Source organism: Mangrovimonas futianensis (assembly GCF_021245805.1).
GTDB lineage: Bacteria > Bacteroidota > Bacteroidia > Flavobacteriales > Flavobacteriaceae > Mangrovimonas > Mangrovimonas futianensis.
This window is the reverse complement of the sequence record NZ_JAJJNF010000003.1, coordinates 1-12,801: the sequence shown is the minus strand read 5'-3', so window position 1 is coordinate 12,801 and position 12,801 is coordinate 1. Positions and strand designations below refer to the sequence as shown.

12 protein-coding genes and 1 tRNA gene are annotated in these 12,801 nt (G+C 36.2%); 6 read left to right on the top strand and 7 right to left on the bottom strand.

The window, feature by feature from the left end; translation table 11 throughout:
• Window positions 1–14: 14 nt before the first annotated feature.
• Window positions 15–800 (top strand): diadenylate cyclase CdaA, encoded by a 786-nt coding sequence (gene cdaA / locus LOK78_RS05325; RefSeq protein WP_053972222.1) that lies wholly within the window; start codon window positions 15–17, stop codon window positions 798–800.
• Window positions 801–806: 6 nt separating this feature from the next.
• On the top strand, window positions 807–1,580 hold the full coding sequence (locus tag LOK78_RS05320; protein ID WP_232634175.1) for a DUF3667 domain-containing protein: 774 nt from the start codon (window positions 807–809) through the stop codon (window positions 1,578–1,580).
• Here the strand turns inward: LOK78_RS05320 and LOK78_RS05315 are convergent.
• Together LOK78_RS05315 and truA are read right to left on the bottom strand one after the other, a co-directional pair.
• The gene (locus LOK78_RS05315) at window positions 1,577–3,337 is read right to left on the bottom strand and encodes an ABC transporter ATP-binding protein (protein WP_232634173.1); all 1,761 of its coding nucleotides are present in this window, start codon (window positions 3,335–3,337) and stop codon (window positions 1,577–1,579) included. The genes LOK78_RS05320 and LOK78_RS05315 overlap by 4 nt on opposite strands.
• Complete coding sequence (gene truA / locus LOK78_RS05310) at window positions 3,330–4,076, bottom strand: tRNA pseudouridine(38-40) synthase TruA (protein ID WP_232634171.1); 747 nt, start codon at window positions 4,074–4,076, stop codon at window positions 3,330–3,332. The genes LOK78_RS05315 and truA overlap by 8 nt, the downstream gene beginning before the upstream one ends.
• Window positions 4,077–4,150: 74 nt before the next feature.
• Between truA and LOK78_RS05305 the strand changes: the two genes are divergently transcribed.
• Window positions 4,151–4,642 carry a metallophosphoesterase family protein gene (locus tag LOK78_RS05305; RefSeq protein WP_232634169.1) on the top strand — a complete coding sequence of 164 codons (492 nt, stop codon included), beginning with the start codon at window positions 4,151–4,153 and terminating at the stop codon, window positions 4,640–4,642.
• 438 nt (window positions 4,643–5,080) lie between these two features.
• Here the strand turns inward: LOK78_RS05305 and LOK78_RS05300 are convergent, their stop codons facing one another.
• The gene (locus LOK78_RS05300) at window positions 5,081–5,491 is read right to left on the bottom strand and encodes a DUF4293 domain-containing protein (protein WP_166959106.1); all 411 of its coding nucleotides are present in this window, start codon (window positions 5,489–5,491) and stop codon (window positions 5,081–5,083) included.
• A gap of 201 nt (window positions 5,492–5,692) precedes the next feature.
• On the opposite strand from LOK78_RS05300, the gene rho reads away from it, so the two are divergent.
• The gene (gene rho / locus LOK78_RS05295; RefSeq protein ID WP_232634168.1) at window positions 5,693–7,333 is read left to right on the top strand and encodes a transcription termination factor Rho; all 1,641 of its coding nucleotides are present in this window, start codon (window positions 5,693–5,695) and stop codon (window positions 7,331–7,333) included.
• 163 nt (window positions 7,334–7,496) lie between these two features.
• On the opposite strand, the gene rpsT is transcribed toward rho, so the two are convergent.
• From rpsT to proS, 3 genes are all read right to left on the bottom strand, one after another.
• Window positions 7,497–7,748 (bottom strand): 30S ribosomal protein S20, encoded by a 252-nt coding sequence (rpsT, locus tag LOK78_RS05290; RefSeq protein WP_053972214.1) that lies wholly within the window; start codon window positions 7,746–7,748, stop codon window positions 7,497–7,499.
• A 32-nt stretch (window positions 7,749–7,780) separates the two neighbouring features.
• Window positions 7,781–7,852: transfer RNA gene (locus LOK78_RS05285), tRNA-Glu, on the bottom strand.
• A gap of 141 nt (window positions 7,853–7,993) precedes the next feature.
• The gene (proS, locus tag LOK78_RS05280; RefSeq protein ID WP_053972213.1) at window positions 7,994–9,472 is read right to left on the bottom strand and encodes a proline--tRNA ligase; all 1,479 of its coding nucleotides are present in this window, start codon (window positions 9,470–9,472) and stop codon (window positions 7,994–7,996) included.
• Window positions 9,473–9,573: 101 nt separating this feature from the next.
• Between proS and LOK78_RS05275 the strand changes: the two genes are divergently transcribed.
• Together LOK78_RS05275 and LOK78_RS05270 are read left to right on the top strand one after the other, a co-directional pair.
• Complete coding sequence (locus LOK78_RS05275) at window positions 9,574–10,491, top strand: hypothetical protein (protein WP_232634166.1); 918 nt, start codon at window positions 9,574–9,576, stop codon at window positions 10,489–10,491.
• 36 nt (window positions 10,492–10,527) lie between these two features.
• Window positions 10,528–12,063, top strand: coding sequence for an OmpP1/FadL family transporter (locus tag LOK78_RS05270; RefSeq protein ID WP_232634165.1), 1,536 nt, complete (start codon window positions 10,528–10,530; stop codon window positions 12,061–12,063).
• A gap of 358 nt (window positions 12,064–12,421) precedes the next feature.
• Here the strand turns inward: LOK78_RS05270 and LOK78_RS05265 are convergent.
• On the bottom strand, window positions 12,422–12,801 hold a 380-nt coding region (locus LOK78_RS05265; RefSeq protein ID WP_232634163.1), incomplete at its 5' end, for a T9SS type B sorting domain-containing protein.

Genomic DNA, 12,801 nt, shown 5'->3' with positions numbered 1-12,801 from the left:
TAAACGCCTTTCACTTGGAAATCTTTAATGAGCTATTAAAATTCACGGTTGTCGACATCATTGATGTCATACTGGTTGCTTTCCTACTCTATTACATATACAAGCTTCTTAAAGGCACCGTAGCTATCAATATTTTCATAGGTATTGTAATCATATATTTTATCTTCTTGATTACAGATGCGCTTCAAATGAAAATGCTCAGTAAAATATTGGGCGGATTCATGAGTGTGGGTATTATTGCGTTAATCGTCGTTTTCCAACCAGAAATCAGGAAATTTTTACTGATGATTGGGTCTACTAATTTCAGAAAAGGCGGGAACTTTTTCAAGCAGTTCAATTTTTTGAAAACCGAACAAGTTTTAGATATGGATGTGGATTCCATAATCTCTGCTTGTAACAAAATGGCAACCACAAAAACCGGAGCTTTAATTGTTTTAGAACGAAACAACAACTTAGATTTCCTCTGTAAAACGGGAGACGACATGAATATTAAAGTGACACAGGCCATTCTAGAAAGCATCTTTTTTAAAAACAGTCCGCTTCACGATGGCGCCGCAATAATTTCTGGAAATATCGTGAAAGCTACAAGGGTTATTCTTCCAGTAAACAATGAAAAAAGTCTACCAAATCGTTTCGGCCTAAGGCATAGAGCGGCAGTTGGTGTTACTGAAAAAACCGATGCCTTGGCCATAGTGGTAAGTGAAGAAACTGGACAAATCTCCTATTTCATGGACGGTGAATTTATCATGTTCAATGATACCCAAGAATTGATTGATATGATTAAAAAAGATCTGTCCTAGGAGCGTATGACTTGTAAAAATTGTGAATCCCATCTTGAAGAAACCGACAACTATTGTAGGAAATGCGGTGCTCAAATTATCAGAAACAGGCTGACCATTGGAAACATTTTCAACTACATTGGGGAACAATATTTCAATATAGACAATAGATTTCTTCAAACCTTCATCACCTTGTTCACCAAGCCCGAAGAAGTGATTGAAAGTTACATTAATGGAACTAGGAAAAAATATGCAGATGCGATTAGTTACTTTGCGGTTGCTGTTACCATGGCCGGTTTGCAACTTTTTGTAATCAACAAATTCTTCCCAGATGCCATGGATTTTTCTAAGATGAATAAAGATGGTAATCAGTTTACTATTGACATGCAAAATGATATTCAAACTTGGACGAGTGAATATCATACATTATTTATGATGTTTTACATTCCCCTTTATGCACTTTTCTCAAAATTGATTTTTATAAATATTAAGAAATTTAATTATACAGAGCACTTGGTGATCTTCATGTATATCCAATCTCAATATTCTATATTCTCCTTTTTCTATACCACAATACTTCTAGCTCTAGATTTACCGTTCACTATTGTCGGTTTCTCTCTTATGCCCCTTCTCATTCTCTATTCGGCATATTGCTTAAAGCGGCTTCACGACCTAAGTTTGGCTGGAATTATTCTCAAGACCGTAATTTTCAGCATAGCCTTCTTCATTTTATTCGTTTTGTTTTCACTTGTAGTGGCCGGGATTTACCTTTTAATGCATGGAGTTCCTGACACTCTTTAAGCAGTTTCCTTTTGCAAAAATTGAACTTCATATAGATTCTTGTAGTATCCGTTTTCTTTTTTAAGAAGTTCTTTGTGTGTCCCCTGCTCTACAATTTGACCAGAATCCATGACAATAATTTTGTCAGCCTTTTTAACCGTAGCCAATCTATGGGCAATAATGATAGATGTTCTTCCTTGGGTGATTTTCTCTGTAGCCGTTTGAATTAATTTTTCTGAATAGGAATCCACCGATGAAGTCGCTTCATCCAGCACCAAAATACTCGGATTGGTTACATAAGCCCTTAAAAAAGAAATGAGCTGCCTCTGTCCAGATGACAACATAACTCCGCGCTCTTTTACGTTATAAAAATAACCATTTGGCAAACTCATGATAAAGTCATGAATCCCTATATCCTTAGCTGCTTGTTGCACATCCTCTAGTGTAATTTCCGGATGATTTAAAGTAATATTACTGAAAATGGTGTCGGCAAATAAAAACACATCTTGCAGCACAACGGCTATTTGAGTCCTTAAAGAAGCTAGCGTAATGTCTTTAATATTTGTGTTATCCACTAAAATGGTTCCGTCAGTAATATCATAAAAGCGATTCAACAGATTAATGATAGTCGATTTACCAGCTCCAGTAGCCCCTACTATGGCCACAGTTTCTCCTGCCTTCACATCAAAGGAAATACCTTTTAAAACTTCTTCATCTGCTACATAGCTAAATCTAACCTTATCAAAATGGAGATCTCCTTTCAAGGCATCAATTTCCATGGTTCCAGAATCATCAATCTGCGAGGTGGTATCCAAAACCTTAAAGACTCTGTTAGCGGCTACCATTCCCATTTGTAGTGTGTTGAAATTATCGGCAATTTGCCTTAAGGGTCTGAATAACATAGGAATCATCATAATAAATGCCGTTAATTCTCCCAAAGATGTACTTTGGTCCAAAACTGCATTGTTTCCACCGTACCACACTACCAAACCTACTGTAACCGACGACAAAACTTCAACTACGGCAAAAAATATAGAATTATACCATACCGTTTTCAGCCAACCTATTTTGTGCCTCTCATTAATTTTTTTGAATTTTATATACTCAGTATCCTCTCTTGTAAAAAGCTGAAGGATTTTCATCCCCGTTAAACGTTCTTGAACAAACGAATTAAGATTGGAAACCTCGGTTCTCACCTCTTCAAATGCCAATTTCATATACTTCTGAAAAAGTCTTGTCGAATAAACCATAATTGGCATCACAAAAAAGACAATTAAACTCAGCTCCCAATCCATAAAAATCATTTGGATAGAAAGAACCATCATTATTAGAAAGTCCCTAAAAATCATAAAAAAACCCTCTCCAAAGACATCGGCTATACGTTCCATATCAGTTACGGCTCTTGTTATCAAAACCCCTACCGACGAATTATCAAAGTATTTCATTCGGAAGCGGATCATGTGATTGAAAAGCTTAACCCGAATATCCCTAACCACATTTTGCCCTAAAAAGCCCGAGTAAAAAATGAATAAGTACTGACACAAGACTTCACCAATCAACATAGCTCCCATTATTAATATATAGGGCATGAAGCCTTCTAAAGTTCTTGTTGCAATGTTGTTGTCAATAGCCAGCTGAAGAATTTTAGGTCTGGCTGCAGTAAATCCAGCTAATAAAACAACGGCTACCAACACACCATAAAAAACCCTTTTATATGGCTTGATGTATGTAAATAATCTTTTTAAAAGATTGATATCGTAAACTTTGGTACTACTCATTAAAAATATCTTGTGGGTAACAAATTTCCTTTAAATATAAACCGTGAGCTGGCACAGAATAACCTGCCTGCCCTCTATCTTTTGACCTAATAATATCATGTACAGAAGCCACTGGTATTTTCCCTAAACCAACGTTCAATAGTGTTCCTACAATGGCCCTCACCATATTTCTTAAAAACCGATCTGCCTTGATATAAAAATGCCATTCCTTATCGACGACCGTCCAATGCGCCTCCATAATATCACACAAATAGGTTTTCACATCGGTATTGCTTTTAGAAAAACACTGAAAATCCTCATATTCAAAAAGGATTTTTGTCGCTTCCTGCATTGCCTCCAAGTTCAATTTTGTTTTTAAAAAATAGGCACTGTCAAAATTAAAGGGATTTTTCTCAATAGCAATCCTATAAACATAAGACCTACTTGTGGCATCAAATCTTGCATGAGCCTCAGAACTCACTTGTGTTATTCCGTAAATAGCAATATCCTTGGACAAAAACGAATTTAACTTATAAATCAAATCGTCGCTATCCATAGAGCCTTCATAATCAAAATGGGCATACATTTGTAAGGCGTGAACACCCGCATCGGTTCTTCCGGCACCAACAATTTCAATGGATTCTCCTAATAATTTTGATAAGGCATCTTCCAAAACTTCTTGCACTGAAATGGCATCTGGCTGGTTTTGCCAACCGTGATATGCCTTACCATTATAGGAGAGTTCAATAAAATATCTCAAGGATTGATTAATTTTGTAAGTTGAAGATACAAAGATACACAGTTTTAAGAGTTTCCTTTTTAGATTAACATTAAATGAAGAAAATCCTCCTACTCTCTGATACACACAGCTATATAGATGATGACATCATAAAATATGTCAAACAGGCAGATGAAGTATGGCATGCTGGGGATATTGGAGCTCTATCTGTAACCGACGAAATCAAAAAATGGAAACCTCTCAAAGCAGTTCATGGCAATATAGATGACAACAAGGTTAGACAGGAGTTTCCTGAGAACTTAAGATTCTTCTGTGAAGAAGTCGATGTGTGGATTACCCATATAGGCGGTTACCCTCCTAAATACAATCCTCGAGTCAAACCAGAAATTTACACCCATCCTCCCAAAATTTTTATCTGCGGACATTCACATATTTTAAAAGTCATGCCCGATAAAAAACTAAACCTCATTCATATGAATCCAGGGGCAGTAGGCAAACATGGATTTCATAAAGTAAGAACCATGTTAAGGTTTACCATTGATGGAAAAAAAATTGATAATTTGGAAGTGATTGAGTTTAAGAAATAGCCCAAAATAAATGTTTATGTATGGGCTACTATCATTTTAAGGTATTTAAATTTTATAGGGAATAATAACCGTAAATTAAAAAGCTTAACACAAAGGCTATCACTAGCCCCATTTTCTTGATTTTTGAAATGTTCACCGTTTTATCTCTAAAAACAAAAAACATAGCGATCAGGGAAATAACATTAATAGTTATCAAAATATAAAAATCTACCTACTCATTAAATAAATCCAATTGTTTAGTAACAATCAAATACAGCACGATCAATAAAATGGGTAGGTTTCTGAGTAGTTTGGAAGACATAGACTATTGGAAGAAAAGATTAAAGTAATTGGATAATTTATATTAGGTACCAAGGTAGGAAATCTTAATCATAAACATAAAAAAACCCAGACAAAAAATCTGGGTTTTAACGCACTAATACTACTAAGATGTTAGGTTTACCGTAATCTATCTACTGATTTTACAAGATCTTCATCCTTTTTAATGGCTTTATTGGCTAAAGCCAGTAATACGATAGAAACAATAGGAAGAAAAATCCCAATACCTTTCTCTGAAACAACTGTTTCTCCAGATAAATTTAGAGATCGATACACGAAAAATCCTAGTAAAATAAAGTTTAATATGATGTTAAGTCTGCCCATTACGAACTGAGACTTTCTATTTTTAAAATTAAATATCGAAATCAATGATAACAAGGTGGAACCAAAAAACAATCCCAAAAACAACAATTCATCCTTAGCAAAAACAATTGCTCCCTCATTGGTCACCCATAAGTGGAAAACAAAAATCAATCCACCAGTAACGATAGCCGATAAAAGAAGGTATAAAGTTTGAATGCGTTGTATCATCTAATTTTCTTAAACGAGGGCACAAAAATAGAAGATTATTTTTAGAAAATAAACCCAATTTGTAAAAATAATGTTGTATAATTGCAATACAAAGGGCAACATCCACAGTTGCACTGAATTAAATCTTCCGATTAAAAAAGTCATTTTTTTCAAAATCATTCTAATTCAAATTCAATCACGAATTTTCAATTCAACAATCTAATGTTTGAAATATCACAATTAAAAGAAAAAAAGCTTCCTGAATTACAGGAAATAGCACAAAAATTGAACGTTCCTAAATTTCGTTCACTCAAAAAATTGGATCTTGTTTACCAAATCTTAGACCATCAAGCATCCAACCCAAAGGCAGTACAAGAAGTAGTAAAAGAGGAAAAGACAGAAGAATCTCAGCCACAAAAAAGGTCTAGAAAAAGAATTCAAAAGTCAGATAACGCTCCGCAAACTGACAACAAGCCACAGGCCACTAAAAAACCTGAAAGCAAACCAGCACAACAACCACAAAATAAAACTGAGGATCAAGCGAAGCCAGCCAAACCGGCAGCACAAGAAAAACCAAAACCTCGCGATAATTCCAATAAAGACCAGAACTCTAATAAAGATCAAAATAAAGGTCGCCAAAAAAATACCAATCACAAGAATCAAAATCAGAATCAGAATCAGAATAAAGGAAACCAACCTAACGGCAACAAAGACAGCAGAAACCGTTACAGAGAGCCTGATTTTGAATTTGATGCCATTATTGAAAGTGAAGGTGTCCTAGACATCATGCAGGATGGTTATGGATTTTTAAGATCATCTGACTACAACTATTTATCATCTCCTGATGATATCTATGTGTCCCAATCACAAATCAGGTTGTTTGGCCTTAAAAAAGGAGATACCGTTTTAGGAAATGTAAGACCTCCAAAAGAAGGAGAAAAATATTTCCCTTTAATCAAAGTAAATAAGATTAACGGTTTAGACCCTCAAGTGGTAAGAGATCGTGTTTCTTTTGAACACCTTACTCCGCTTTTCCCTAAGGAAAAATTCAATTTAGCTGAAAGACAAAGTACCATTTCTACAAGAATCATGGATCTTTTCGCTCCTATTGGAAAAGGACAACGTGGAATGATTGTTTCCCAACCAAAGACAGGAAAAACCATGTTATTAAAGGATGTGGCTAATGCTATTGCTGCAAACCACCCTGAAGTTTACCAAATGATTTTGTTGATTGATGAAAGACCAGAAGAGGTAACCGACATGCAACGAAATGTGCGTGGTGAAGTTATTGCTTCTACTTTTGACAAGGAAGCACATGAGCATGTGAAAATTGCCGATATCGTTTTGGAAAAAGCAAAAAGATTAGTTGAATGCGGACATGATGTGGTTATTTTATTAGATTCAATCACAAGATTGGCCAGAGCCTATAACACCGTTCAACCTGCCTCAGGAAAAATATTAAGTGGGGGTGTTGATGCCAATGCACTGCACAAACCTAAGCGTTTCTTTGGAGCGGCACGTAATATAGAAAATGGAGGATCTTTAACCATCATTGCAACTGCCCTTACAGAAACAGGTTCCAAAATGGACGAAGTCATCTTCGAAGAATTTAAAGGTACGGGTAACATGGAGCTTCAATTGGATAGAAGAATTGCCAATAGAAGAATATTCCCTGCTATTGACCTAATCTCTTCCAGTACTCGTAGAGATGATTTATTACTAGATGAGACTACAGTACAACGCATGTGGATTATGAGAAAATATCTAGCAGATATGAACCCCGTTGAAGCCATGGAATTCATCAATGATAGATTTAAACAAACAAGAAACAACGAAGAGTTTTTAATATCCATGAATGGATAATCAAAACTTAATGAAACAAAAAAAGCCTTGGAAAAAATTTCCGAGGCTTTTTTTTATTTCAATATTGTTCTTAAATCGATTTGTTTATTATCGAAATAGATTAAAATAAAAAAGCTTCCCATAAGGAAGCTCTTTCATTATTATATAACCTTTAACCAAATAATTATAGAGCAGCTACATGCTTAGCCAAACTAGACTTAAGGTTAGCAGCCTTATTTGAATGAATGATATTCTTCTTAGCTAACTTATCTACCATAGATGCTACAGAAGGATATAAAGATTCTGCTTCTTTCTTATCAGTTAATTCACGTAACTTTTTAATAGCATTACGAGTTGTTTTGTGCTGGTATCTGTTAAGCACTCTCTTTGCTTCGTTACTTCTGATTCTCTTTAATGCTGACTTATGATTTGCCATTTTCTAACTTCTTTCCTTTTATAAAAAAATTGTAGCCCGTAGGGGAATCGAACCCCTCTTACCAGGATGAAAACCTGGCGTCCTAGCCGATAGACGAACGGGCCATTTTTTTGAGTGTGCAAATATAAAATAAAAATTTAAACTTGCAAAATTTTTCAAAAAACGTTCAATGTTTCCATTGCGGATGCAAAAATACAACTATTTTTAAATGTTGCAACACCTAATCTAATTTTTTTTAAAAAAATTTAATAGGCCTTTGCAAAAAGCACCCTCTTACTAGAAGGATTCCCTGTTAACACACAGTTTCCGGACTCCTCTTTAGCATCTACAGGGATACATCTAATGGTAGCTTTGGTCAATTCCTTGATTTTAGCCTCGGTCTCTGCTGTACCATCCCAATGGGCTGAAATAAAGCCTCCCTTAGTCTCTAATACTTCTTTAAACGCTTCAAATGAATCTACCTCGGTTATGTGATCATCTCTAAACTCCAGAGCTCTTTTATATAGACTCACCTGAATCTCTTCCATCAAGCCTTCTATTTTTCCTGTTAAAGTATCCAATGGAACAATTTCTTTGGTTAGAGTATCCCTTCTCGCCAATTCAACCGTTCGATTTTCCAAATCTTTTGGCCCAATGGCAATTCTTACAGGTACTCCTTGTAATTCGTGTTGAGCAAACTTAGCTCCTGGTCTTAAAGTATCTCTATCATCTAACTTGGCAGAAACTCCCTTTTCCTTTAATTCAGAAATTATGACTTGAGCTAATTCAGAAATTTCATCTAATTGTTCCATTGATTTGTAAATAGGAACAATAACCACTTGATCAGGCGCTAAATTTGGAGGCAAAACCAACCCATTGTCATCACTGTGGGTCATTATTAACGCACCCATTAATCGTGTAGAAACCCCCCATGAGGTAGCCCAAACATAATCTAAGTTTCCTTCCTTATTAGCAAACTTCACATCAAATGCCTTTGCAAAATTCTGCCCTAAAAAATGAGATGTTCCAGCCTGCAGCGCTTTACCATCTTGCATTAAAGCCTCTATACAATAAGTATCCACAGCACCAGCAAATCGTTCACTTTCTGTTTTCACACCTTTAATCACAGGTATAGCCATAAAGTTTTCTGCAAAACTAGCATACACATTGTTCATCAACTCCGTTTCCCTTACAGCTTCTTCCCTAGTGGCATGGGCCGTATGACCTTCTTGCCATAAAAATTCTGCCGTTCTTAAAAATAGGCGTGTCCGCATCTCCCATCGTACCACATTGGCCCATTGATTGATTAAAATCGGTAAATCTCTATAAGATTGAATCCAACCTTTATAGGTATTCCAAATAACTGCCTCACTGGTTGGCCTCACAACAAGCTCTTCTTCCAATTTTGCTTCTGGATCAACTCTTAGCTTCCCTGGTTTGTCCGGATCATTTTGAAGGCGATAATGTGTAACTACTGCACATTCTTTGGCAAATCCTTCCGCATTCTTTTCTTCTGCCTCAAATAAACTTTTTGGAACAAATAATGGGAAATAGGCATTTTTATGTCCAGTTTCCTTAAACATTCGATCCAATTCGGCTTGCATTTTCTCCCAAATGGCGTATCCATAAGGTTTGATAACCATGCAACCTCTAACAGCTGAATTTTCAGCTAAATCAGCCTTGACAACCAACTCGTTATACCACTTGGAATAATCCTCTGCTCTACTTGTAAGTTTTTTACTCATGTACAGTGTTTTGGCACAAATATTGTGCTTTTGTTAAATAAGGGAAATAGTTCGGCAAAACTAACTATTTTTGTTATGTTCAACAATAAAAATTAAGAGTTATGAGATTTATTTACAATATGATCAAAGTACCGGTAATGCCTGTTTTAGGAATTATGGTTCTTTTGACTTCTTGCGGGTCATCCCAATATGCAAGTCAAAACAACGACGGTATTTATGGTTCAGGAAATAGTGTTGAATACCAAGAAGAAGTAGCAGTTCAACCTGATAATTCTGCTTACTACCAAAATTTATTCAAAGAGAAATCCATGGATTATCAAATGCCAGCAGATCAGCAAGGGGAAGTTTTCACCGATGTTGATTCTTACCAAGGCAATTATGATGACCAATACTATGCTGAAGATGGCTATACAGGATACGCCGGTTGGGGCCAATCATCAAGTAATATCTCTGTAAACGTTTACAATGACAGTTGGTGGTGGGGCAACCCATATTGGTCTTTAGGCTGGGGCTATGCCAACCCTTACTGGGGTTGGGGATATGGCTGGGGCTGGGGAGCTGGCTACTGGGGTGGTTATTGGGGCGGTTACTGGGGCTGGGGCTCTGGATGGTATGGTTCTGGTTATTATTACCCTTATTATAACAACCCCTACTATTATAATAGAGTTTCTACAAGAAGAGGTTACTCAAGATATGCCTACGCTGATAGAGGTTATAACTCTCGAAATTCTGCAGTTACTAGAAGATCTAGCAGTCAGATGAGAAACAGAAGTAATTTAAATACGAGATCCAACAATTCGGTAAGAACAATGAGATCTACCAGAAATACTACAGTGCGACCTCAAACTAATATAAGAAATAATAATTCTACAAGAAGCACTAGGACGACGAGATCTTATAACAATAGATCAACCTCCCCTTCTAGAAGTTATTCTACACCAAGCAGAAGCTCTAGCGGTGGCGGAATGAGATCTGGCGGCGGAGGATCTAGATCAAGTGGAGGCGGTGGTCGACGCTAGTCCTAACTAATTACTTATCTGAAAAGAAAAATATTTATGAAAAAAATTGCCCTTTTGACCCTTGTAATGGGAATGATACAATTTGGTTTTTCCCAAGACATTACAGATGCTGTGAGATATTCAGAAGACAATATCCAAGGTACCGCTCGATTTAGAGCTTTAAGTGGTGCTTTTGGAGCTTTGGGCGGTGACATGAGCGCCGTAAGTATCAACCCTGCTGGTTCGTCTATTTTTAACGATAGCCATATCTCTATTTCTACAGCTATTAACATCAAAAATAACGATGTTCAATATTATAACGGATTTAATAACTCTAAAAAAACGAACTTTGACCTTAATCAAACCGGTGCTGCCTTTGTTTTTTATAATAGAAATCCAGATTCTAAATGGAAGAAATTTGCTTTTGGGGCCTCTTATGATAAGGTAGAAGATTACGACAACAATTGGTTGGCAAGAGGAACCAGTAATTCCTCCATCGATAACTACTTCCTCTCTATTACTCAAAACCAAGCAATTCCATTCGGGGTTTTAAAATTGCAACCTGGAGAATATATTGAAGATGCCTATGCAAATATTGGAGCCAATCCTAATTACGGCTATTCAGTCCAACAAGTCTTTTTGGGGTATTGGGCCGGAATTATTGATCCTGTCAATTTAGATGACCTGACCAATGACGAAGAAACCAATTATTTGTCTAATATAGCTCCGGCTGATTCTTTTAATCAAAGTTACATTTATAATTCTACAGGATATAATGGGAAATTCTCTCTTAATTTCTCTTCACAATTTACTGATAGGATTTATTTTGGTATAAACCTGAATTCCCATTTCATTAACTATGATAAAATCACTCAATATTATGAATCAAATTCTCACCCAGACGCGTTAGTCAATAATGTATATTTTGAAAATATTCTATCTACCTACGGTTCTGGTTTTTCGTTTCAATTAGGATCTATTGTAAAAGTCACCCAAAGTTTAAGAGTTGGATTAACCTATAACTCTCCTACTTGGTATCGTATTGAAGAAGAAAGCAGCCAAAATATAGATTCAAATTATGCTGATCCTGAAATAGGATACATCGGCGATATTATAAATGTATATCCAGCATACAATCTAAAATCACCGGGGAAATTTACTGGAAGTTTAGCTTATGTTTTCGGAAAATATGGTCTCATTAGTTTTGATTATTCTTTAAGAGATTACAGCAACACTAAATTTAAACCATCTTCAGACCCCCATTTTTCAGAGCAAAATAGTATTATAAACAATCTTCTTACTACCGCATCAACTTATAAGATTGGTGGTGAATTAAGATTAAATCAATTGAGTATAAGAGGTGGTTATCGATTTGAAGAAAGCCCATACAAGGATAGCTTCTATCAAAGTGATTTGAACGGTTACTCTGTTGGTCTTGGATATTCCTTTGGTAATTTCAATATGGATTTAACCTTTGATCAGGCACAACGAGACTCCAATTACCGCTTATATAGCAATCCAGGCTTTTCAAATAGTGCTTTTATTGATAACAAGCAATCCAACATTACTTTTACCGTTGGATTCAATCTATAACGACTTTCCATTATTGGATCAAGTCAAAAAAAGAAAACCAGAGAATATATTTTCTGGTTTTCTTTTTTTACAATGACTTAGTCTCACTGATTCTTCTTTTCATCATATTAGACAGTCCCAATTTCAATGTTAGACTTATTCTGGAGCTTAAGGGAACTGCAACTAAGAAACTATAAATCCCAAAACCCAATTCTCGTTAGATTCCAGCTGATTAATTAAAATCAATGTCGATGCCAATTCCATATTATAAAAGGAAGCCATTCTATAAAATCATTCAACCAAAACTAAAATAAAAAAGCCCCTGATTTCTCAGGGGCTTTTTAGGTTTATAATGAAGTTAGTTTAAGAGTTTCCTTTATTAACGCTTGAGGGTAAAATGTTCCTTTAGGATCTTTGTTTCCCCGTTGCTTTCTCCCGGTTCGGTGTACTCGACCGTGAACCAGTAGTCGCTCGATGGCATCAGCTCCCCATTATAGGTACCGTCCCATCCCTCACCAGTGGGGCTCAATTGCTTGAGCAGCTTTCCATAGCGGTCAAATATATAAATTTTAGCGTTAACTTGGGTGTTAATATTGTAAATCTGCCAAGTGTCGTTGTCCCCGTCCCCATTAGGGGTAAAGAACAATGGGTAGTCCATTACCGTCACCGTATCACTGCCGATACCGCAACCGTTGATATCCCTTACCTGTACCAGGTGTTCCCCGAAGGACAGGTTCTCAAACACATAACTGCCGTCAT